Raw genomic sequence first — 21,685 nt, forward strand, 5'->3', positions numbered from 1 at the left:
TTAAGAATGTTTTCGCATTAAAGGTCTAACAGGCTGAACGGCAACAGTTTTAAAATGAGAAAATAAATAACATCCTGTTACAACGACAATTGTCCCTAAAATTTGTATCCACGTTAATTCTTCTCCGAGGAATATGAATGCTAAAATGGCTGTGAAAATTGGATTGAAGTTTAGAAAAATACCTGATGTAGTTGCGCCTAATTTTTGTACACCAATATTCCAAAATACCATACAAAGAACTGTCGAAATAAGCCCAGTATATAAAAGTGATGTGATGAAAGAAGTATTTATATTTGAAACAGTGAAGCTACCTATGTTAAACGGTAGTAATAAAATAACGCCGAAAATACCAGAGTACAACGTTGCCATAAGTGGTGTAGTTGTTTTTGTTGCCCATTTACTACAAACAGAATAGATTCCCCAAATACAAACTGCTGCAATCATCCATAAATCACCGCTATTAAAATGTAGTGAAAATAAAAGCGAGAAATCACCTTTTAATAGGACGAGGATAACCCCGAAGAATGAAAGAATCATGGATAGGATTTGAAGTGTATTTACTTTTTCTTTTAGAAATAATACTGAAAATAATGCGATTGAAATTGCATTCAAAGTAGAGATAAGACCTACATTCGTAGCGGATGTTTTTTCTAATGCTAAAAATTGAAAGATGTTAAAAAGAGCGACCCCTGAAATTCCCATCAATATTAAAGGAAGTATTGCGGTACGTGGTGGAAGAATTTTCTTTTCTTTAAACCATACCATTGGTAATAAACAAACAATCGCAATCATCCATCTTAAATTTGTCAGTGTCATCGGCGATGCATGATCGACGAGTGATTTTCCAACGACAAAATTTCCTCCCCATAATAAGCTCGTTAGTAATAGTAAAAAGACGTAAAAATAAGGCATGCTAAAATCCCCTTTTTTATAATCAATACGAATTGTAAATAATTTTAGCATTTTTCTTTATTGTATAATATATTCTTTTGTATAATGGTAAAAACTCGATAAAATATTTATCTGTGAATGATATTTACGGAATGATATTCAGTTTTGGATAAATTATAAGGTGTTTTTTCGAATAATCATCGGTAAGAAAAAAGGGGGAATTGTAATGGAGTCGTCTGTTATTAAAGTGTTGGATGATTTGGATGTACAAATTTTAGATATATTGCAGAAGGAGTCACAAGTAAGTAATGCAGAGCTGGCACGTCGCGTTAATTTATCACCGGCTGCGATGCATGCAAGAATAAAAAGGTTAGATGGGGAAGGGTTCATCGATAAGCAAGTTGCGATTTTAAATCAAGAAAAGCTTGGGTTTGATTTATTATGTTTTATTTTTATGAGTACAAATATTCATCAATTTGACAAGCTGGAAGTGTTGGAGAAAGAATTAGAATCGATGCCGGAAGTGTTAGAATGTCACTGTTTAACAGGAGAGTACGATTATTTATTAAAGGTTGCAAATCGTGATCGTAAAGAACTGGAGCAGTTTATTAGAAAGCTGAATAAGCTTGGTATTACAAGGATACAGACAAGTTTAGCACTTCGTGAAATTAAATATTCGACGGTATTGCCGATACGAGATGAGGAACCGAGCATCAATTAGATTGCTTGGTTTTTTGTTTGCATAAAGTGATTGACGAGGAGAAAAGAGAGCTGTATTATTATATAAAATTATGAATTAAAATTCATTTAAAGTTATAAATATTAATATCGAGGGCAAGGGGATGTAATATGAAAATCTGTAATGCGGTGACGAGTGATGTGAAAGAAATTTATAGTCTTATTGAGGTTTATGCAAAAGAGGGAGTGGTTTTACCACGTTCTCTTTTGTCTCTTTATCAATATTTGCAATGTTTATATGTTATGAAAGAAGACAAGAGAATTGTTGGAGTTGCTGGATTGCATGTATTAGGAGAAGATCTTGCAGAAATACGATCGTTAGTAGTTTCGCATACATATGCAGGGAAAGGGATAGGGCGTATGCTCGTAAATCATGTAATGGAGGAAGCTACGAAAATAAATGTAAGAAGAGTAATTTCCTTAACATATGAAACAGTATTTTTTCAAAAGTGTGGATTTGATTTTATAAACAAAGAAGCGTTGCCAGAGAAAGTATGGATTGATTGTAGACATTGTCCAAAGGTGGATTATTGTGATGAAGTGGCGATGGTGCGGTATGTTGGATGAAAAATTTATAGGGAAAAAGTTCCCACTATTATTTACATATATAGTGGGAATATATATTTCCATAAGAAATGGACAGGTTATTAAGAATTTGAGTTCTTTTGTCTCACGGCAAAATTATAAAGTGGATCTTTAAGTTCATAGTTATACGTTAAACCGTCGACAATTCCTACAACTTTATCATTATCATAAAGGTCGAGCATAAATTGTGCCATTTGTTTTGCAGTGTGGAATTTTGGTACAACATTATCGTATTGGAATTCATCAATATCAAATGAACGCTTCGCAAATTCTGTTTCAGTTGCAGCAGGAGCTAAAACTTTTGCTTGCAGTTTTGCGCCTTGTTCTTTCAGTTCGTGAGACAGCCCTTCTGTAAATGCACTTACATAGAATTTCGTAGCGCAATACGTAACAGCATCAGCAACAATCGTGTATCCGCCGCCCGATGAAACGTTAATAAGCTGTGTTCCATCAACCATTGAATAATCTCGAACGAAAAGAGAAGAGAGTATTGTTAGTGCTTCTATATTTACATGTAACATCGTTTCGATTTTATTTAAATTTTGTTCAGCAATTGAGGCGAAATTACCAAAACCTGCGTTGTTAATCCACGTTTCAATTTGAAAAGCTTGTAGGCTTTCATAAAGTTTATAAACATCTTCAGTAACAGATAAATCAGTTCTTCGAATGACAACATCTAACTCCGGATGCATTTCGTTAATTTTTAATTTTAATCCGTTTAATTCTTCTTGTCTTCGAGCTACAAGTACTAAATTTTTTCCGCGAGATGCAAATGCTAAAGCTGCTTCATAACCAATTCCGGAACTTGCACCAGTAATAACCGTGTATTTCATATAAAATCCCCCTAAATTCAAATTCATTTATGGTTAGATTGTATTTGTTAGAGTATACTCTAAGTCAAATGTTTTTTATAAATTTGATACGGTCATAAAATATATGAGGGTAAGCATGTGGAGGGAGCTTTAGTATGTACACAATTAGTGAGGTAGCAAAATTATTAGGCGTGAGCACACATACACTACGTTATTATGAAAAGGAAAATATATTAATTGCAAATCGTGATACAAATGGAAATCGACTTTACGAAGAGTCACATATAAAGTGGTTGCAGTTTGTAATGAAATTAAAACAAACGCAAATGCCAATAGCGAAAATAAGAGAATACGCTAGATTATATACAGAAGGGGTGCATACAACAGAAGCTCGTTTACAGCTCCTAGAAGATCATAGGAAATCTATTCAGATTCAAAGAGAAAACTTAGAGGTTACAGAGAAGATGCTTGAGAATAAAATTCGTACATACAAAAGCTCATTGGAAAATAAATAGATGTTGTTATGTGATGAAAAATGGATTTGATCTATGAGTATTTCATCATAGTGTGCGGATAAATAAAAAAGAGCAGTTAGCAAAAGCTAACTGCTCCATTCAAGGGATCTCTCCAAGGGGGAGTGGAGAAAATATTATGTTACTAGCATTATTGACAGATTATTAGGAAATATACAAATCAGATGAAAGAAATTTTAAATAAACTTTCGGCATTGACAGTTTTTAAAATGTTCATGTACAATATATATGAATGACATTCAGTCATTTTGTATGACAGGATGCAGTTTACTTGGAAACGGAACAAATATAAATGGTAAATGAGGATGATATTTGTTTTTATATAGTATTGATGAAAGAGTATATTTTTTTAAAATAAAAATGACTGATAGTCAGTCATAAGAGGTGAGAGGTATGAAAAATAGAGCTTGGTTATATGTCATATTAACATGTATCTTTGAAATTTTTTGGGTGTTTGGTTTTAATACGGCTAATACTTGGTGGCATTGGATTATTATTTTAGGAGTTATCGCTGTTGATTTTCACTTCCTTTCTAAAGCGTGTGAACATCTTGCAACAGGAACTGTATATGCTGTTTTCGCTGGAGCTGGTACGGTAGGTACTTTCTTAATGGATGTATTTCTTTTCGGTGGAAGTTTCAGCGCAGGCAAACTATTCTTCATTCTTATGGTAGTAGCCGGCGTTATCGGTTTAAAGTTAGCTGACAATAAAGAAGAAACTGTGGAAGGAGCTGCTTAAAAATGGGTTGGTTTTTCGTATTTTGTGCTGCAATTAGTGAAATAGTCGGTGTGATAGGACTTAAAATGTATAGTAAAGATAAGACATTAGCTAATGGTGCGATTTATATAGGTGGGTTTGCTACATCCTTCGCATTTTTGTATACTTCCTTCTTATTTTTACAAGTAAGTGTCGCGTATGCGGTTTGGATTGGTATCGGAACAGCAGGTGCAGTTTTGTTAAACATGTTCTTGTTTGGTGAGTCGAAAAGTAAAGCGCGTATCATTAGTGTGTTTCTTATTGTATGTGGAGTGACAGGATTAAAGGCACTTTCTTAAAGGTATATTGTATTTTTATCTCCTAATTGTTTATTAGGAGATTTTATTATAAAAAAATGATTTCCTCTTAGAGTTCACTATCATTGACAGTACAATCGATTATCTTATAAAATGAGTGACAGTCATTCAATATGCGTGTGAAAGGGTTTAGATGATGAATAAAAAAGAGAAAATTGTCTATGCAGCTATTGAAGTGTTTCAGGAAAAGGGCGTCGAAAAAACGAAGATTTCTGATATCGTGAAATTAGCTGGCATTGCGCAAGGAACTTTCTATTTATATTTTCCTTCTAAGTTATCTGTTATGCCTGCAATAGCAGAAGTGATGGTTGAAAAGATGATACTTGCAGTGAAAGAAAAAGTGCAAAACGATGCGCCTTTCTCAAGTAAAGTGACGCAAGTAATAGATGCGGTGTTTCACTTTATAGCTGAATATCGTGAAATACAAGCTTTAATGTATGCTGGTCTTGCATCTACAGAACATATAAAAGAATGGGAAGCTGTGTATGAGCCCCTTTATATGTGGCTAAGTGAATTTTTAAATGAGGCAAAAGAAGCTGGTGAAATTCGTGATTCGGTTCACGCAGAGCGAACAGCGAAGTTATTTATCGCTCTAGTTGAATCAGCAGCGGAACAAGTGTATCTATATGATCATAAAGATGATGAGCAAGTGGATTTGCAAAAGGCAGAAGTACTAGATTTTTTAACACATGCACTACATATAAAGAAATAGTGAGATGAACCTGTCTGAAAAGGTAGGTTCATTTTTGAGGAAAACTGAATGATAGTCATTCACCTAATGCGTATGTATGTGTGGAAGGATAGTGTGAAATTCTAACGAGTAGGGGGCATCTCTACTCATGACTAGCCCACAAATAGAAGGATAGAGAAAAAGCTTCTTGGGCATTATTTTTTGAGAGGAACTTACGGGAAGAGGTGTTAAAAAGTGAAGAAACCGATAAAAGAACAAAAGATGGTATTGGTCATTCTTTTGAGTAATATATTTATCGCTTTTTTAGGGATTGGATTAATCATTCCGGTTATGCCGTCCTTTATGAATGATATGGGTTTAACAGGGAAGACGATGGGATATCTCGTTGCAGTGTTTGCAATGGCACAGCTCATTACTTCACCTATTACAGGCCGGTGGGTTGATCTTTACGGTAGAAAGAAAATGATAATCATTGGATTATTTATTTTTGGTGTTTCAGAGCTTCTTTTTGGATTAGGAAAAGATGTATGGATGCTTTATGTAGCAAGGGTATTAGGCGGAATTAGTGCTGCTTTTATTATGCCTGGTGTTACGGCATATGTTGCGGATATTACATCTATTCAGGAACGTCCAAAGGCGATGGGATACTTATCTGCGGCTATTAGTACTGGATTCATTATAGGGCCTGGAATCGGCGGATTTATTGCAGAATACGGTATACGTGTGCCGTTTTTCGTTGCAGCAGTAATTGCTTTTATAGCATGTGTGATTTCGATCTTTATTTTAAAAGAACCGTTAACGAAAGAAGAACTTGCAGAGATTTCTTCTAATACGAAAGAATCAAGTTTTATTGGGGATTTAAAGAAATCATTACATCCAATGTATGCAATTGCATTTATTATCGTATTTGTACTCGCATTCGGATTATCAGCGTATGAAACAGTGTTTAGCTTATTCTCTGATCATAAATTTGGTTTCTCGCCGAAAGATATTGCAGCAATTATTACAATTAGTTCAATCTTTGGGGTAGTTGTGCAAGTATTTATGTTTGGCAAATTGGTAGACATGTTCGGTGAGAAAGTGTTAATTCAAATATGTTTAATTGTAGGTGCAGTATTAGCATTCGTCTCAACTGTAGTCTTTAATTATTGGATTGTACTTCTCGTTACTTGCTTCATTTTCTTAGCATTTGATTTACTTCGTCCAGCTTTAACGACATTTTTATCAAAAGCAGCCGGAAAAGAGCAAGGATTCGTCGCTGGTATGAACTCGACTTATACGAGTTTAGGAAATATCGCAGGACCAGCGATGGGCGGAATATTATTTGATATGAATATTCATTATCCATATGCATTTTCAGGCGTTGTTTTAATTGTTGGTCTCGGCATTACATTTATGTGGAGAGAGAAACAGTTGGCTGAAAGTTTTGCGAAGTAATAAAACCCCTTACGACGTGAGGTAAAGTGACCCCCGACAACGGGACACATATCAAAACACCTAAACCATCTGTTCCTTAAATTCTTTAGGGGATAGGTGGTTTGATTTTCATTGAATTTTCACATAATTGTAGTAATGAATGTATTCTAGCACAATCTTTCGCACAGTTTGGATACTTTTGTTATCTTTTGTGAATGGAAAGCTTCACTTTTTAAATGGCCAAAGAAGCTTTCCATGACGGCATTATCATGGCAATTTCTTTTACGGGACATGCTGGTGATGATGCCGTTTTGTTTGGCATACGCTTGAAATTCCTTCGCAGTATAAATACTTCCTTGATATGAGTGAAGGATGACATTTTTTACTTTTCACCCTCTCATTGCTTGTTTCAATGTCTTCGTCGCTAATGTCAGTGTTTGTAATTCGTTGATGACACAACTAATAATTTCGCGATTAAGGGCATCCATGATCGTTGATAAATACAAGGTACGCTCTCCAAATAAGAGATACGTCACATCCGTAAACCTGGATGTATTGAATTGGCACTCCAATCGATGAGGGGCTACCATTGGTTCCGCACCATTGATATATTTCTTTTTTTCGACGTCCTTTACTTTCTCTTCTAAATGGGATACCACCCGCATTTTAACGAAAGTATACGCTAAGCAAATTTTGACATAAAAAAAGCCGATTTTTCTACTCTAAGAAATTTTCGGCTCTAATTCGTTATAGGTTAGTTGTTACTTTGTGTGCTTCATATTCTTTCACTATTTTATAAAATTATTTTTCTTCAGTTTTAATAATTTCATAAACTTAACTCCTGTTATTTCTCTATTTTTCTACCTTGGATAAATTTCTTCTGTAAATATTTTGCATATAAAATTATCTCTTTACATTTGCTACCATAATTATACCGCTACAAACTAATGTTGATTTCCCAATAATCTGTTTTAATATTAAAATCTTAAAAGTAATTAATCTTTTATAGGAAGATATTTTTAAGCACATTTATTTTGCTTAAAGGTATCTTTAAATAGCATAAGTGAACAAGACTTGCTGGAAGTAATGAAATAAGAGCAATATTTAAAATAAGATTGCAAAATGCAGAGAGTTTAAAAATTTAATGAAAAATTTATATTTGCCCTACATTTTATTTAATTAATTTTCTCTATCTTATATATGTTGGAATTCATATAATACCTTTCTGTTAAAGAAGGAATTGTACTAAGTTACGCATTAGATAAAAAGTGATAATGAAAGGTAAATGTATAATGAAAAAAATAAAAAAGTTAATTGTTCCAATTAGCTTCAGTTTATTGCTAATTGGATGTAGCGGTAAAGAATTGAATGGGAATTGGAGATTAGCGGATAATGACACTACTTGTCCGGTTTCTTACCAGTTTGATAAAAAAATCGAAGTTAATCCAGAAAATAAAAAAAAGAAAACTATATGGTTAATAGAGATGCATACTCAAAAAATATCAAATGAATATAAAAATGCAGGGACATACACTTGGCTTGATAATGAATGGATAAATATTGATTACGGCAACAATTTTACTCAAAAACAAAAAATGGTACAAAATAAAGACAAATTGACAATTTATTTTCCATGGGTAGAAAAAGTATGTACGTATAAAAAAACAAATTAAGATGCCTTCAAAATTATAGAAGAAACTATGGATTGATAAAGAAACTTTAGATGGATGGCTAAAAAGTAATCTAGATATTATATATATTTGATATGTATGTAATGGAATACGAGCTGGTTTTGCTTGTTATCTATTCAATGATACTTTATTCCAAACTTGACTGTATGCGATAAGTTCTATTTATAATGGAGCTACATTTTCAATGAAGGAAAATATTAGAATGACGCTAGTAAGGTATTTAAAAATATTCTTTATTAGAGACATTCTGCGCTTTCCTCCTGAAAATGATAAGATTTCAATGTAGAGACGTGGAATTTTATAGCCATTCAAAAAATACTAAAAGAATTTGTCTTTTTAAGGGAATGATAGGAATTCAAACTATTTTCAAAAAGAATGAATTACACATTAGTAATTTTGCAGATGAAATTAATAGAGTGATCAATTTTTTTATTTGAATATAAGGAAGAAAAAGAAGAGGTAGGATAAAATGAAGCCGATTACAATTCTAATAGCTGATGATGACTTGAAGATTGCTGAATTAATTGAAATACATTTAAAAAAAGAAGGATACCAGGTTGTAAAAGCAACTGATGGAGAAGCCGCAATTGAAATTATTCAATCGCAGGCAATTGATTTAGTGGTTTTAGACATCATGATGCCAAAAATGGATGGTTATGAGGTGACGCGTCAAATCCGTACTAAACAAAATATGCCAATTATTTTCTTAAGCGCGAAAACATCTGATTTTGATAAAGTGACGGGTCTTGTACTAGGTGCAGATGATTATATGACGAAACCTTTTACACCAATTGAATTAGTTGCACGTGTGAATGCTCAACTTCGCCGATTTTTTACGTTAAATCAGCCGAAAGTAGAAGAAACATCTGTTTTAGAGGCTGGAGGCATTGTTATTGATTTTGAGAAAAGAACGGTACATGTATACGGAGAACGAATTGATTTGACACCAAAAGAGTTTGATATTTTATGTTTATTGGCAAGTCATCCGAAAAAAGTATATAGCCTTGAAAATATTTTTCAGCAGATATGGACAAATGATTATTATGATGATAACAATAATACAGTTACGGTGCATATTCGTACTTTACGAAAGAAACTTGGAGAAGATAAAAGGAAGAACAAGTTAATAAAAACGATATGGGGAGTAGGTTATACTTTCAATGGCTAAAATAGTAAAAAGTTTTAGGTTTAAAATGATTGCCTTGTTTGCACTAAGTATGATGTTAGCAGCTTTCGGAACATATATAATTTATAAAACATTAGGGTTCTCTTTTAGAATGATGGTTAGTCATGAAGACTATGTAGCAAATAGAGTGGTTGGGGGAAGTATTTATTTCTCTTTCCTTTCCTTCACTTTGCTATCTATTTTATTCTTTTTCTTTTTAACGAAACCTTATTTAAAGTATTTTGATGAAATTTCTAATGGCATTCATCATCTCTCTAAAGGAGATTTCACACATAAAGTTTATATTTCATCAAATGATGAATTCAGCGATATTGCACGCGCAATTAATATTGCAAGTGAAAAATTAAAAGAGGCGGTTGAACGAGGAGACTTTGCAGAAAGTAGTAAAGATCAACTTGTTGTTAACTTAGCTCATGATTTAAGAACACCATTAACATCTGTCCTAGGTTATTTAGATTTAATTCTCAATGAGAAAAACTTAACTGCGGAACAAATTAAATATTATTCTACAATTGCATTCGCAAAATCACAACGACTTGAAAGTTTAATTGATGAGTTATTTGAAATTACACGAATGAACTATGGTGTACAACAAATAGATAAAAAAAACATTAATATAAGTGAATTGCTCGTGCAATTAGATTTGGAATTATATCCATTATTAGAGAAAAATCAATTAGAGGCTAGATTACATGTTGCACCAAATTTAACTATCAACGGTGACGGGAATTTGTTAGCACGAGTATTTGAAAATCTTCTAACAAATGCGGTTCGATATGGAAATAATGGGAAGTTTGTTGATATGAATGGATACATTGAAGATGGAGACGTTGTTGTACAGATTATTAATTATGGAGAAAGTATACCAGAAGAAGAGTTACCTTATCTTTTTGATATGTTTTATACAGGTGATAAAGCAAGAACAGTACAGAAAAATAGTACGGGTCTTGGATTATTTATTGCTAAAAATATTGTTGAGAAACATAATGGGAAGATTTCTGCAGAAAGTAATGTAGTGAGAACAATTTTTGAAGTGAAATTACCAAAAGAAGAGAATTGAAAAATTTAATAAATATTTAATTATTACCCCACTTTTTATTTAATTAATTTCTTCTATCCTATTTATAGGTTAGGCCAAAGAGAAATTACTAATAAAAGGTGGGGCTTTTTATATTGCGAAAAGTATACGCCTAGATTTTTATCACAATTTGATTTTAAAAGAGATATGTTAATACTTTGAAATCTAATTTATATATAATTTCTAAAAATGTTAACTAATTATACAAACGGAAATAATGGTCTCCAAAAATAAAGTACAAGAAATAGTGAGGATAATATGAAGACAGTAAATAAGGTAGTCATTGTTGGTGTATTAACAGTTGGTTTAGGAGCTGGGGCTTATATGAATTTTGCCGGAAGTTCTGAACCAGTTATGACCTATAAAACATCTGAAGTACTAGAAAAACAAATCGAAAATCAGCAAAAGTTTGCTGGTGAAGTGATTCCAAATGGAATGGAGATCATTTCATTTGATCCAACAAAAGGTACGAATGAACTAGCTGTTAAAAAAGGCGATGAAGTAAAGAAAGGACAGCTTCTGTTTAAATACAATGATCCAACTGTTAAACAAGGTGTAACAGAAGTGGAAATGCAAAAGAAAATTGCACAAAAAGAAGTAACATTACAACAAAAACAAATTGATGCAGCAAAACAAAAGCTACAAAAAGATAAAAATGCTGGTCTTCCTGCAGAAGCAGTAAAAGCGTCAGAGATTGAAATTCAACAATTAGAATCACAGCTTGAAATGAAGAAGTTTGAAGTAGAAAAAGCGGATGAAATGATTAAAGTAGCAAAAGAGAAAGTAAACACACTTTCTGTTATGAGTCCTGCTGACGGTGTAATTGATGATATTATTACAGCTTCTAATGAAAGAAACGGTATGAGCGGAATTACACTTCGCCATGCAGGTCCATTTAAAGTAGCAGGTCAAATGTCTGAATTTGAACTTGCTAATGTAAAAATTGGACAAGAAATAACAGTTTCATCAAAAACTGTAGCGGGTAAAACATGGACAGGAAAAGTAACAGAAATTGGTTCTACACCATTAAAAAGTATGGATGAAAACAAAACAGTTTCTAGTTATCCATTTACTGTGACGTTAGACAATAGTGAAGGCTTACAAAATGGTTTCCACGTATACGTAGAAACTAAATCAGGCGAAGCAAAGGGTACAGTCATTCCAAAGACCAGTATTTTAAAAAAAGGTGATAAAAACGTTGTCTTTGTTGTAAAAGACGGAAAAGCAAAAGAACAAGTTGTTACGGTTGAATTTGAAACAAGTAATGAAGCAAAAATTTCCGGAGTGAAAAAAGGAGAAAAAATTATCTCTAGACCTACTGTAAATCTAAAAGATGGTATGGAGGTTGCCACGCAATGATTAATTTACAAGGCATTACAAAATCTTTTCAAAATGGTGAAGAATCCATTCAAATATTGCACGGAATTGATGTAACGCTAAATCAGGGAGATTTCACTTCTATCATGGGGCCTTCTGGTTCTGGTAAATCAACATTAATGAATATTATTGGGTGTTTAGATAAGCCTACGACAGGTTCCTATGAATTAGCTGGACAAAATATTTCAAACATGTCTGAAACCGAGCTTGCGCATGTTCGTAATAAAGAGATTGGATTCGTATTTCAAAACTTCATGTTACTGCCACGACTTACAGCGTTGCAAAACATTGAATTACCACTTATTTATGCGGGAGTCGATAAAAAGGAAAGACAAGAGCGTTCATTAGCAGCCTTAACAAAAGTTGGTTTAGCTGATCGCGCTACCCACTTTCCAAATGAATTGTCAGGTGGACAAAAACAACGCGTTGCAGTTGCACGCGCAATTGTAAATAACCCGAAATTTATTTTGGCAGATGAACCAACAGGTGCACTAGATACGAAAACAAGTGAACAAATTGTAAATCTATTTTATGAATTAAACAAGCAAGGTTCAACGATTATTATGATTACTCACGATCGTGAAATCGGGGAAGCCGCAGCACGTCAAATCGTTATTCGTGACGGAAACATTGTTCAGGATTGGAGAGAATAAAATTGAATATACATGAAAATATACGTATGGCTATCTCTTCTATCTTTGCCCATAAAATGAGATCTATTTTAACGATGCTGGGAATTATTATTGGAATCAGTGCGATTATTACAATTCTCGCAACGGGGGATGGAAATACTGCAAAGATGCAAAAAGAGATTGAAGAGAGCCGCCATATGGATGAAATTAATATAGAGTATATCAACCCAGATTTTCCGCTGGAAATAGCAAAGATTACACCAGATATGGTAAAGCAATTAGAAGTAATACCAGGTGTAAAGGATGTGTACCCACATGTGAATATGGACGTAAAAGCATATGTAGGTTCAAAAGAAGCTTCTCTTAATTTAAATGTGGGAACAGGTAATTTTATGCAGGATCACAAACTACGAATGATACACGGGCGTGAGTTAACAGAGACTGAGCTGGAAAAACCAATTCCTGTTTTGATTATCAGTGAAGCTCTATTTAAAAAACTATATGATACATGGGAAAATGATTTATATATAGATATAAAAGGAAAACCATATAATATTGTCGGGGTGTACAAATATGATAATATATGGCAATCAAATGTGTATGCAGGATATACCTCGGTTGATAATGCACCGTTGATCTCAGGTGTTGAGGAATATAATGCAGTGACCATTAAGTTATCTTCTTCTAGCGAGCGAGAAATTGTAGGGAAACAAGCTGTATCTGTATTAAATGGATTGAAACCACCAGAATTTGAGCATCTATTTACAGTAGAGGATGAGACAAAAAACGATTTGGTCGTAGAAGAATCATTAGATACGATGAAAATGGTATTCACTGGTGTTGCTGGAATCTCTTTAATCGTAGGTGGTATTGGTGTGATGAATATCATGCTTGTATCTGTTACAGAGCGTACACGTGAAATAGGTGTTCGAAAAGCACTTGGTGCAACGAGAAGGGAAATATTAATGCAATTTCTTATTGAAGCTTGTATTTTAACAGCATTAGGTGGAGTAATTGGTTTTGTGTTAGGTATTTTCTTTGCTTGGGTATCGGCAATCGTAGGTGGATGGCCACTTGTTATTTCAGTAAATCTAGGTCTACTATCTGTTGGAATATCTATATTGATTGGCATTGTCTCTGGTATACTTCCAGCAAATAAAGCAGCTAAACTAGACCCAATTGATTGTCTACGATATGAATAATAGTTGTAGGTGAAAGATAAGATATTCTAGAAAAGAGTAAATACCCATATGGGTATTTACTCTTTTTGAAAATAAGGATTTTCATGGTATAAGCAAAAATCTAAACAATCTTAACTCTAATTTTATATAGATTTCTTGGCTGTAAATACTAAGAGGAGAGAGGAATATAAAATGAAAACAGTGCTAGAAGCAAAAAATATTAAAAAAGTATATGACACAGGTGGAAATACATTTGAAGCGTTAAAAGGGATTAACTTACAAGTACAAGAAGGAGAATTTGTTGGGATTATGGGCCCTTCTGGTTCAGGTAAGACAACTCTATTAAATGTTCTTTCGACAATTGATCATGTGACGAGTGGTGAGATTTTAATAGATGGAAAAGATATTGTAAAAATGAGTGATGATACGTTGGCATTATTTCGGCGCAATCATTTAGGTTTTATTTTTCAAGATTATAACTTATTAGATACGTTAACGTTCAAAGAAAATATCGCATTGCCTCTCGCTTTATCAAAGGTGAAGGTTAGTGAAATTGATCGGCTTGTTCTTGAAATCTCTAAGAAGTTTGGCATGGATCATATCTTAAGTCAATACCCATATCAAGTATCTGGGGGACAGAAACAACGCTGCGCAGCATCACGTGCCATGGTTACGAATCCGAGTATGATTTTTGGGGATGAGCCAACTGGGGCGCTTGACTCTAAATCAGCAACGGATTTATTAGAAAGTATGAAGTCATTAAATGAATATGATAACTCAACCATATTAATGGTAACGCATGATGCGTTTGCGGCAAGTTATTGTAAACGAGTGATTATGATTAAAGATGGTGAATTATATAAAGAATTACACCGTGGAGAATTAACACGTAAGCAATTCTTCCAACAAGTCATTGATGTAATGTCTTCCATTTCTGAAGATAAGGCTGATGATCTTATCTAATATGGCCATTTATAACATAATGTGTGATTAAAACAATGTATATTTTGTAGAAATAGTTTTTAGGAGGTTAAAATAAATGACTTTAATTGAAATCGTTCAACGAAATATAAGGCGAAATTTTAAGGAGTATATACTTTATTTTGTATCTTTAGCTTCGAGTATGCTGATTTATTTTATATTTGCGTCACTTCGATATAGTACGCAAATAAAAAAAGAAATGCTTAATAATGTAATGATTAATAGTGTTCTTCAGTCTTCAAAAGTGATACTTATTATTTTTATAGCCATATTTATTATTTACTCTACTAATTTTTTTATAAGAAAACGTAAAAAAGAGATAGGGTTATATTCTTTACTAGGTATTACTAAAAAACAAATTGGTACGATGTTATTTTGTGAAACATTAATAATGGGGGGCGTAGCTTTAATAGTTGGGATATTGATTGGCAGTATAAGTTTTAAGTTATTTTTAGAACTTCTAATGAGTTTGATGAAATTAAATGTGCCAATTACGTTCGAGTTATCTATAAAGGCCATAATAGACACAATTATTGTTTTTTTATCGATTCTATTATATACAGCTTGGAAAAACTCGCGCTTAATTTATCAATTTCCATTAATTGAAATGTTCCAAGCGAATCATAAAGGAGAGAGTATGCCAAAAGGATCTAAATATTTGGCATATATAGGTCTTATTTTAATTGGCTTTGGTTATGTTTTAGCATTCTTTTTTCGCGAAGTCGTAAAATTTGTGCAGAACCCTGAGGACCCTATGCGTCCGCTAATGGATCCTAAAATAATTCCGTTATGTATTTTGATTGCGATTGTTCTTGCAACCTACTGTCTATTCACTTCTTATACAGTTATTGTATTAAAGAAAATTAAAAGTAAGAGCAATATCTATTTTAACGGTATGAATATACTAAATATTTCACAGTTGTTATATCGAGTAAAAGGAAATGCCAAATTACTTGCGACTATTGCTATCTTAAGTGCCACAGCTTTAACGGCAGTTAGTACAGTTGTATCAGGATATTATGTAGGGCAATCTGAAACAAATGAAGATTTTATGCAACTGTATGGAGTTACATTATTTATTGGAAGCTTTTTGGGAATTATATTTGTACTAGCAACTGGTTCTATTATTTATTATAAACAACTATCTGAAGCACATGCTAATCAGAAATACTATGAGGTTCTTCGTAAGATAGGTGTTACGAAAAAAGAAGTAAGAACGTCAATTTCGAAACAAGTTAGCTTTAGTTTTATTTCACCTATAATAGTCGGACTTACTCATAGCTTATTTGCTTTACCAATAATAAACAACATGCCTATATACAGTATTATGATTCCTATTTCCATTAGTTCTATTGCATATTGCATAATCTATTTTGGATATTATATATTAACTGTTAATTCGTATTTTAGAATTGTGTATAAATAATAAATTCTTTTGATATTGCGTAATAAAATTAGGAAATACAACCTATCAAGTTCTAAAGAATAATGAAATGAACAAAAGCCGATACCCTTAACGTGTAGGGAATCGGTTTTTTCTATATGGGGTACCGCCACATCGCTATCAAGCTAAGAAAACAAAATTCCTCCTAAAATGAAAAAATAAGCTATTCTTTCTGTAGAATCGTAGGAAAGGATGGCGTTTTTTAATTTTTATAGATACTTTGTGGTAACCTCAAGTAGGAGGATTTAGCACAGTCAAATAATAATATCTTTTGTCTAGAAAGGAGAATGTTTTTTGAAATATAAATTAAGAAAAAAATTAAGCGTGTTTTTTATAGGATTACTAGTACTAGTACTAATCGCTTCTATTTTCGTTTATTATAAGTTTCTAACACCTTCAGCAGATATTCAACAATACAAGGCATATTATGCTCCAAAAACAACACAAAAAGTATTGAATCACGGTGAGGTAAAGGTCACATTCTTAGGAACATCATCTTTACTATTTGATGATGGAAATACGCAATTAATGATTGATGGTTTTATTTCTAGGCCATCCTTACCAAAAATATTGTTCAGCAATATAAAAACAGATGAAGATACTGTGGATAAAATTTTTAATCAAATAGGGGCTGATAATAATAAACTTAAGGGATTATTTATTGCACATACACATTATGATCATGCGTTTGATTTAGCTTACATAGCTAAACGAACTGGAACACATGTATATGGTTCAGAGTCAGCAATTAACATAGGTATTGGTGGTGATATAAATAAGAACCAGATGTCTGTATATGAAGTAAATAAGGCTATGAAGTTTGGTGATTTTACTGTTACTGTCCTTCCATCGAAACATTCACCAACCTTTGATGAAGGAGAAAAAATAAAAAAGCCACTTAAACAACCAACTAAAGCACTAGATTATCATGAAGACTCTTCATATGATTACTTGATTACGTATAATAATAAAACTTTCCTTGTTAAACCAAGTGCTAACTATATAGAAGGTGTATTAGATGATATTCGAGCTGATGTCCTGTTTTTAGGAATAGGGGGATTAGGAAAGCAGGAAAGTAATTTCCAAAATATGTATTACGAGCAAGCTGTACGAAAAGTACAACCGAAGCTTGTTATTCCAATACACTGGGACGATTTCACCAAACCATTGACAGATACACTTGAAGCAATGCCTAAATATGCGGACAATACTAAAAATGGATTAGATTTTATAATTCAAAGGACAAAAGCAGATAAAATTGATCTTCAAATACTACAAGGTGTTAGAAGTATTTACTTCTAAAAAAGGGATCCACCACACCTCTATCAAGTTAAGAAACATAAAAAACGATAATAATGAACTTCCGTGCTAAAAAAGCTACAAAATTTTCGTTTAGGGACAATCTGTTCTGTTAGCTTGATGGCGATGTGTCTGTACCCCTATATCATCTTTCAGATCTTCCGTTCGTTGTAATCAACGATAAAATGTGGAAGGGGTAATTCTAATACGTTACGCAATTCTTTTACCGTTATTTTTGTTTTTAAATTTTTCCATAAAGTAACTACAGTTTCTGATTTCAGCCCCTTCCGATTTCCAGATAATTTCTCCATACAAGTAATTTTGTTTTTAGGTGTTTATTTTCTATACGTAGCTATTCTAATTCACTGAGCTCTTTTGGTCTTTTTCCATAAGAATACTGTTTTCCTACAGGTTGTTGAAACTGATACGTTCGATCTGTACGATACCATTTCATCTATATCTTAATTTGGGAAACATTTTTAATCCCGAGTTTCTCCATAATGGTCCAATTGGAATACCCATCCTTTTTCATTTCAATCACTTTCCACTTTACTTCTTCTGGGTAATGAACTCTTATTTTTTTCATGTACCACTATTCGGGTTCACTTCACTTTAACGGTAAGGCTTTTTTGTTTTATAAGCTTAATCCAAACCGTTTTAATTCAATAAAAATCCCCTCTAATTGCTTTCCTTTATCCGTTAATGTGTACTCTACACGAGGCGGAACTTCTGGATATACTTTTCTCGTTATAATGCCTTGAGACTCTAATTCTTTTAGTCGAAGCGATAATGTTTTTGGACTAATACCATCCATTGATTTTTGTAAATCACTAAAGCGTAATGTTCCTTCGATAAGAAGATCACGAATGATTAAAAACGTCCATTTTGTACTAATTACATCAAGCGTTTTAGCGATGGGACAAGGTATGCCAGGTAAACCTTTCGTTAATTCAACTGGATTTATATCGTTCATGGAACTAGCCTCCATAAAATTTTTTTGGATGAATTTGCTTTATAGTATCACAAAACTATACTTTTGGTAACTATATGAAAAAAATATCACTACTTCCATAAAGGAAGTTAGTGCATATACAATAGCAATACGAAACAAAAAGGATTTATATAAGGAGGTGGTGATTTCCATGGGGATAAAAAAGTTATTTAGATTTCTTAGTTTGTTTGTTATTTGTATTGTGCTTGTAGCATGTGGTGTGGAACAAAAAACTGAAGTTCAGTTATTAAAAGAAATGCCAAAGCCAAAAGCAATGACAATTGATCCCTCACTAAGTAAAAAAGAAGCGACAGAAATGGTTCATGCGGCGCAGCGTTTTTATGCATTTTGGGATACAGGTAAGGAGGAACTTATTCCGCAGACTGTTACTAAAGATTTCTTCGATAATACATTGCCGAAAGGGCGACCACAAGGCATTGAAGGATTAAAGTTTGCAGCGCAAAATTTTCGTAAAGTTGTGCCTGATATACATTGCGAGATTGAAGACTTATTAGTTGTTGGTGATAAAGTAACGGCCCGTCTTTCTTTTACAGGAACGCATAATGGTAAGAAAATTAATTTTTTTGCAATTGATATTTTACATGTGAAAGACGGAAAGATAACAGAAGATTGGCATTTAGAAGATAATCTTACACTACAGCAGCAACTCGGCTTAATAGCTGAAGAGTAGATCATATAAGGGAGAGGAAAGCGATGAAAAATATATTTATTATAAATGGACATGAAAAATACGGTACAAAGGAAGGACGATTAAATAAAACGTTAGTAGATTATATGGTTACTGTATTAGGCGAGAATCATTATGTGAAAACAACAACGATTCAAGATGGTTACAATATTAAAGAAGAACAGGATAAATTTTTATGGGCCGATGTTGTTATTTATCAAACACCAATTTACTGGTTTAGTGTTCCAGGCTTATTTAAAACGTATATGGATGAAGTATATGAATACGGTTTGTTCTTTAAAGGTGCAGATGAATATGGAACAGGTGGTTTATTAAAAGAGAAAGAGTATATGTTCTCTACAACTTGGAATGCACCTGAAAAAGCATTTGGAGATAAGACGAAGTTCTTTGAAGGAGAAAGTTTAGAATCAGCGCTTAGTCATTTACACCGCGTGCAAAAGTTTCTCGGTATGAGTCCGTTAAAGAGTTTTGCTTGTTATGATGTGGTGAAGAATCCGGATATAGAGAAGTTTTTAGTGAACTTGAAAGATCACTTAGATGGAGTAATTAAATAATAGTATGTGAAGAAGGTACTGCTAAGGATGTAGTACCTTCTCCTTTTATAATGACTCACATTTTAAGACATGGATGGCTGTATCCATAACTTCGCAAAATTTGCCCAACCGAATGAATCAATTGTTACGTTTTTTAAAGAAGAAGGGTATGTTTTTCTTTTTAGAACGTGATAGTTAAATAAAATGATGTGTTCTGCTTGTAAAAACTCTTCAATCTCATACATGAGTTCATAGCGCTTTTCTTTATTTTCTTCTAGTAAAAATGTATCTAGTAAACAGTTAATTTGTTTTTCGTAGTGCGGGTCCATGAACCGATTTACGAAGCAACTTTTATTTTTAAATACATTTAAGAATGCAATTTCATGATTGGCAGCAAATACTTCTCCCATGAAAATAATATCAGCATGTTTATCAATAGAGCGATTCATATAATCTGAAACGGGAAATGGGTGAAGCTCTACTTGTATACCTAAACTTTCACATCGTTCTTTTAAGAAATATGCATCATTTGCACTATCTTTAAATGCGAAGAAGTAAATATGTATCGTTTCTCCATTATATGTACTCTTTTTCAAATACTCTTTTGCCTTTTCTAAAGAGTAGGATCTTCTTGTTGCAAGGCGGCTTCTATCAGGGAAAAAGCTTGATGCAGCAATTGTCCGTCTACCCTCTATGTTACGAAGTATCATTTCAACATCATATAGTTCTCTCCAAGCTTTTCGAAAGTAAATGTCGTGATGAGGACCAGGTTTTTTAAAGTTGAAGCTAGCATAAATACAACCTATTTCTTCTATTTGTATATCATGCCTTTCATTTTCCTCTTCGTTTGGTAGTTCATAATCAGCATCTATTTGCACATGGTCAGGAATACCCCAAAATTCAATACGGTCTAATAACGCGCGCTCTTTAAAATAATGGGTGAACGCTTCGAGTATGATATTATCTTCAGAGTAATGAGCAAGTTTGAAAGGTCCAGTACCTATATAATGATGATTTTGAATACTCGTATCACGCGGTAAAATTGCGAGCTGCATTGAACTTACATAGTGTAAGAAAAATAAATTTGGTTTCGCTAAATGGAATCGAATTTGTAGTGGTGATGGCGTTTCAATTTGAACGATTTCTTCTGTTAACCATTCGAAAGGAGAGTAAACTTCTTTTAGTCTTTCAAATGAAAATTGTACATCTTTAGAAGTTAAAACTGTTTCGTTATGAAAATATACATCCTTTCGTAAATAAAAAGTCCACGTAAGCCCGTCTTCACTTAATTCCCACGTATGCGCAATGTGAGGCTCCATTTTTTCAGTAACATCGTTATAGACGACTAATGTATCAAAAATTTGACTCGTAAGATGGCTCTCTGTAGTTACAGCCACAAAAGCCGGATCTAATGGGAATATCTTTCTCGATATAGGAATCTTTAATACGTCGTACATATCATTTGAAGGTTCGTATCCAAAATGATGATGTAGTTTATTTTCTATCTTTTTTTGAAGTGCGAGGGGGAGGGGTTCTTTTAAAAGAAGAAAGATATCTTTTAATTTTTCTTGCGCTAACAGTTCATCTGTATAGGACTCAATCGCTTCTACGAAATTATGTATAAATAGAATTTCCGTTTTATTTCCGCGGCCTCGCCCTGGAGTCCAGCTAATTAATTGCTCCTCGCTCATTTTCTTTAATAAAATCTTTACGTTTTTCGTACTGCAATATAAAACATCCGCTAATTCTTGTAAGCTATTTCGCATATGTTGTTGATCTTGTGCATGTAGTCTTAGTCTAATGTAATAGTCCATAATTTTCATATATACACTTCCTTCTATCAT

The 21,685-nt window shown here is 33.1% G+C and carries 22 protein-coding genes and 2 pseudogenes; 18 read left to right on the forward strand and 6 right to left on the reverse strand.

Going from position 1 to position 21,685, the window contains the following annotated elements:
* Nucleotides 1–912, reverse strand: a complete 912-nt coding sequence (locus AC1Q8M_RS00525; RefSeq protein WP_001146242.1) for a DMT family transporter — start codon at nt 910–912, stop codon at nt 1–3.
* A gap of 205 nt (nt 913–1,117) precedes the next feature.
* On the opposite strand from AC1Q8M_RS00525, the gene AC1Q8M_RS00530 reads away from it, so the two are divergent.
* Both AC1Q8M_RS00530 and AC1Q8M_RS00535 read left to right on the forward strand, forming a co-directional pair.
* Nucleotides 1,118–1,612 (forward strand): Lrp/AsnC family transcriptional regulator, encoded by a 495-nt coding sequence (locus AC1Q8M_RS00530; RefSeq protein ID WP_000446096.1) that lies wholly within the window; start codon nt 1,118–1,120, stop codon nt 1,610–1,612.
* A 128-nt stretch (nt 1,613–1,740) separates the two neighbouring features.
* The gene (locus AC1Q8M_RS00535) at nt 1,741–2,196 is read left to right on the forward strand and encodes an N-acetyltransferase (protein WP_061660053.1); all 456 of its coding nucleotides are present in this window, start codon (nt 1,741–1,743) and stop codon (nt 2,194–2,196) included.
* An 80-nt stretch (nt 2,197–2,276) separates the two neighbouring features.
* Here the strand turns inward: AC1Q8M_RS00535 and AC1Q8M_RS00540 are convergent, their stop codons facing one another.
* On the reverse strand, nt 2,277–3,047 hold the full coding sequence (locus AC1Q8M_RS00540) for an SDR family NAD(P)-dependent oxidoreductase (RefSeq protein WP_000878082.1): 771 nt from the start codon (nt 3,045–3,047) through the stop codon (nt 2,277–2,279).
* A 134-nt stretch (nt 3,048–3,181) separates the two neighbouring features.
* On the opposite strand from AC1Q8M_RS00540, the gene AC1Q8M_RS00545 reads away from it, so the two are divergent.
* The 5 genes from AC1Q8M_RS00545 to AC1Q8M_RS00565 all read left to right on the forward strand — a co-directional run bounded on the left by AC1Q8M_RS00545 (nt 3,182) and on the right by AC1Q8M_RS00565 (nt 6,760).
* A complete protein-coding gene (locus AC1Q8M_RS00545; protein WP_000288074.1) occupies nt 3,182–3,541 on the forward strand; it encodes a MerR family transcriptional regulator in 360 nt (119 codons plus the stop codon).
* A 411-nt stretch (nt 3,542–3,952) separates the two neighbouring features.
* Complete coding sequence (locus AC1Q8M_RS00550) at nt 3,953–4,297, forward strand: DMT family transporter (RefSeq protein WP_000796020.1); 345 nt, start codon at nt 3,953–3,955, stop codon at nt 4,295–4,297.
* A gap of 2 nt (nt 4,298–4,299) precedes the next feature.
* Nucleotides 4,300–4,614: a DMT family transporter gene (locus AC1Q8M_RS00555; protein WP_000539671.1), complete on the forward strand. Its 315-nt coding sequence runs from the start codon at nt 4,300–4,302 to the stop codon at nt 4,612–4,614.
* Between the two features lie 151 nt (nt 4,615–4,765).
* Nucleotides 4,766–5,344 carry a TetR/AcrR family transcriptional regulator gene (locus AC1Q8M_RS00560; protein ID WP_001999151.1) on the forward strand — a complete coding sequence of 193 codons (579 nt, stop codon included), beginning with the start codon at nt 4,766–4,768 and terminating at the stop codon, nt 5,342–5,344.
* Between the two features lie 213 nt (nt 5,345–5,557).
* Nucleotides 5,558–6,760 carry an MFS transporter gene (locus AC1Q8M_RS00565; protein WP_000742945.1) on the forward strand — a complete coding sequence of 401 codons (1,203 nt, stop codon included), beginning with the start codon at nt 5,558–5,560 and terminating at the stop codon, nt 6,758–6,760.
* Between the two features lie 108 nt (nt 6,761–6,868).
* On the opposite strand, the pseudogene AC1Q8M_RS00570 reads toward AC1Q8M_RS00565, so the two are convergent.
* Nucleotides 6,869–7,362, reverse strand: a pseudogene (locus tag AC1Q8M_RS00570) (DDE-type integrase/transposase/recombinase); the annotation flags it as partial.
* A gap of 669 nt (nt 7,363–8,031) precedes the next feature.
* On the opposite strand from AC1Q8M_RS00570, the gene AC1Q8M_RS00575 reads away from it, so the two are divergent.
* The 9 genes from AC1Q8M_RS00575 (at nt 8,032) to AC1Q8M_RS00615 (ending at nt 17,611) form a co-directional block, all read left to right on the forward strand.
* Nucleotides 8,032–8,412 carry a hypothetical protein gene (locus tag AC1Q8M_RS00575; RefSeq protein ID WP_000721368.1) on the forward strand — a complete coding sequence of 127 codons (381 nt, stop codon included), beginning with the start codon at nt 8,032–8,034 and terminating at the stop codon, nt 8,410–8,412.
* Nucleotides 8,413–8,899: 487 nt separating this feature from the next.
* Nucleotides 8,900–9,598, forward strand: coding sequence for a response regulator transcription factor (locus tag AC1Q8M_RS00580; protein WP_000802753.1), 699 nt, complete (start codon nt 8,900–8,902; stop codon nt 9,596–9,598).
* Entirely contained in the window at nt 9,591–10,676 is a 1,086-nt protein-coding gene (locus AC1Q8M_RS00585; protein WP_086387963.1) for a HAMP domain-containing sensor histidine kinase, read from the forward strand. The genes AC1Q8M_RS00580 and AC1Q8M_RS00585 overlap by 8 nt, the downstream gene beginning before the upstream one ends.
* Before the next feature lie 276 nt (nt 10,677–10,952).
* A complete protein-coding gene (locus AC1Q8M_RS00590; RefSeq protein ID WP_086387962.1) occupies nt 10,953–12,053 on the forward strand; it encodes an efflux RND transporter periplasmic adaptor subunit in 1,101 nt (366 codons plus the stop codon).
* A complete protein-coding gene (locus tag AC1Q8M_RS00595; RefSeq protein ID WP_000609180.1) occupies nt 12,050–12,724 on the forward strand; it encodes an ABC transporter ATP-binding protein in 675 nt (224 codons plus the stop codon). Before AC1Q8M_RS00590 ends, AC1Q8M_RS00595 begins: the two co-directional genes overlap by 4 nt.
* Nucleotides 12,725–12,726: 2 nt before the next feature.
* Complete coding sequence (locus tag AC1Q8M_RS00600; RefSeq protein WP_001020777.1) at nt 12,727–13,905, forward strand: ABC transporter permease; 1,179 nt, start codon at nt 12,727–12,729, stop codon at nt 13,903–13,905.
* 171 nt (nt 13,906–14,076) lie between these two features.
* The gene (locus AC1Q8M_RS00605) at nt 14,077–14,847 is read left to right on the forward strand and encodes an ABC transporter ATP-binding protein (protein WP_000859666.1); all 771 of its coding nucleotides are present in this window, start codon (nt 14,077–14,079) and stop codon (nt 14,845–14,847) included.
* Nucleotides 14,848–14,923: 76 nt separating this feature from the next.
* Nucleotides 14,924–16,291 (forward strand): FtsX-like permease family protein, encoded by a 1,368-nt coding sequence (locus AC1Q8M_RS00610; protein ID WP_000172532.1) that lies wholly within the window; start codon nt 14,924–14,926, stop codon nt 16,289–16,291.
* Nucleotides 16,292–16,603: 312 nt separating this feature from the next.
* Nucleotides 16,604–17,611: an MBL fold metallo-hydrolase gene (locus AC1Q8M_RS00615; protein WP_000875674.1), complete on the forward strand. Its 1,008-nt coding sequence runs from the start codon at nt 16,604–16,606 to the stop codon at nt 17,609–17,611.
* A gap of 174 nt (nt 17,612–17,785) precedes the next feature.
* Here the strand turns inward: AC1Q8M_RS00615 and AC1Q8M_RS00620 are convergent.
* Both AC1Q8M_RS00620 and AC1Q8M_RS00625 read right to left on the reverse strand, forming a co-directional pair.
* Nucleotides 17,786–18,194: pseudogene (locus tag AC1Q8M_RS00620) on the reverse strand (IS3-like element ISBt2 family transposase); the annotation flags it as partial.
* A 48-nt stretch (nt 18,195–18,242) separates the two neighbouring features.
* Nucleotides 18,243–18,581 (reverse strand): winged helix-turn-helix transcriptional regulator, encoded by a 339-nt coding sequence (locus AC1Q8M_RS00625; protein WP_000997917.1) that lies wholly within the window; start codon nt 18,579–18,581, stop codon nt 18,243–18,245.
* A 169-nt stretch (nt 18,582–18,750) separates the two neighbouring features.
* Between AC1Q8M_RS00625 and AC1Q8M_RS00630 the strand changes: the two genes are divergently transcribed.
* Nucleotides 18,751–19,290: an ester cyclase gene (locus tag AC1Q8M_RS00630; protein ID WP_086387960.1), complete on the forward strand. Its 540-nt coding sequence runs from the start codon at nt 18,751–18,753 to the stop codon at nt 19,288–19,290.
* A gap of 23 nt (nt 19,291–19,313) precedes the next feature.
* On the forward strand, nt 19,314–19,862 hold the full coding sequence (locus AC1Q8M_RS00635; RefSeq protein WP_000789185.1) for an NAD(P)H-dependent oxidoreductase: 549 nt from the start codon (nt 19,314–19,316) through the stop codon (nt 19,860–19,862).
* 62 nt (nt 19,863–19,924) lie between these two features.
* Here the strand turns inward: AC1Q8M_RS00635 and AC1Q8M_RS00640 are convergent, their stop codons facing one another.
* Nucleotides 19,925–21,685, reverse strand: a complete 1,761-nt coding sequence (locus tag AC1Q8M_RS00640) for an SgrR family transcriptional regulator (protein WP_000569522.1) — start codon at nt 21,683–21,685, stop codon at nt 19,925–19,927.

Source organism: Bacillus sp. GW823-FHT06A10, from assembly GCF_058795375.1.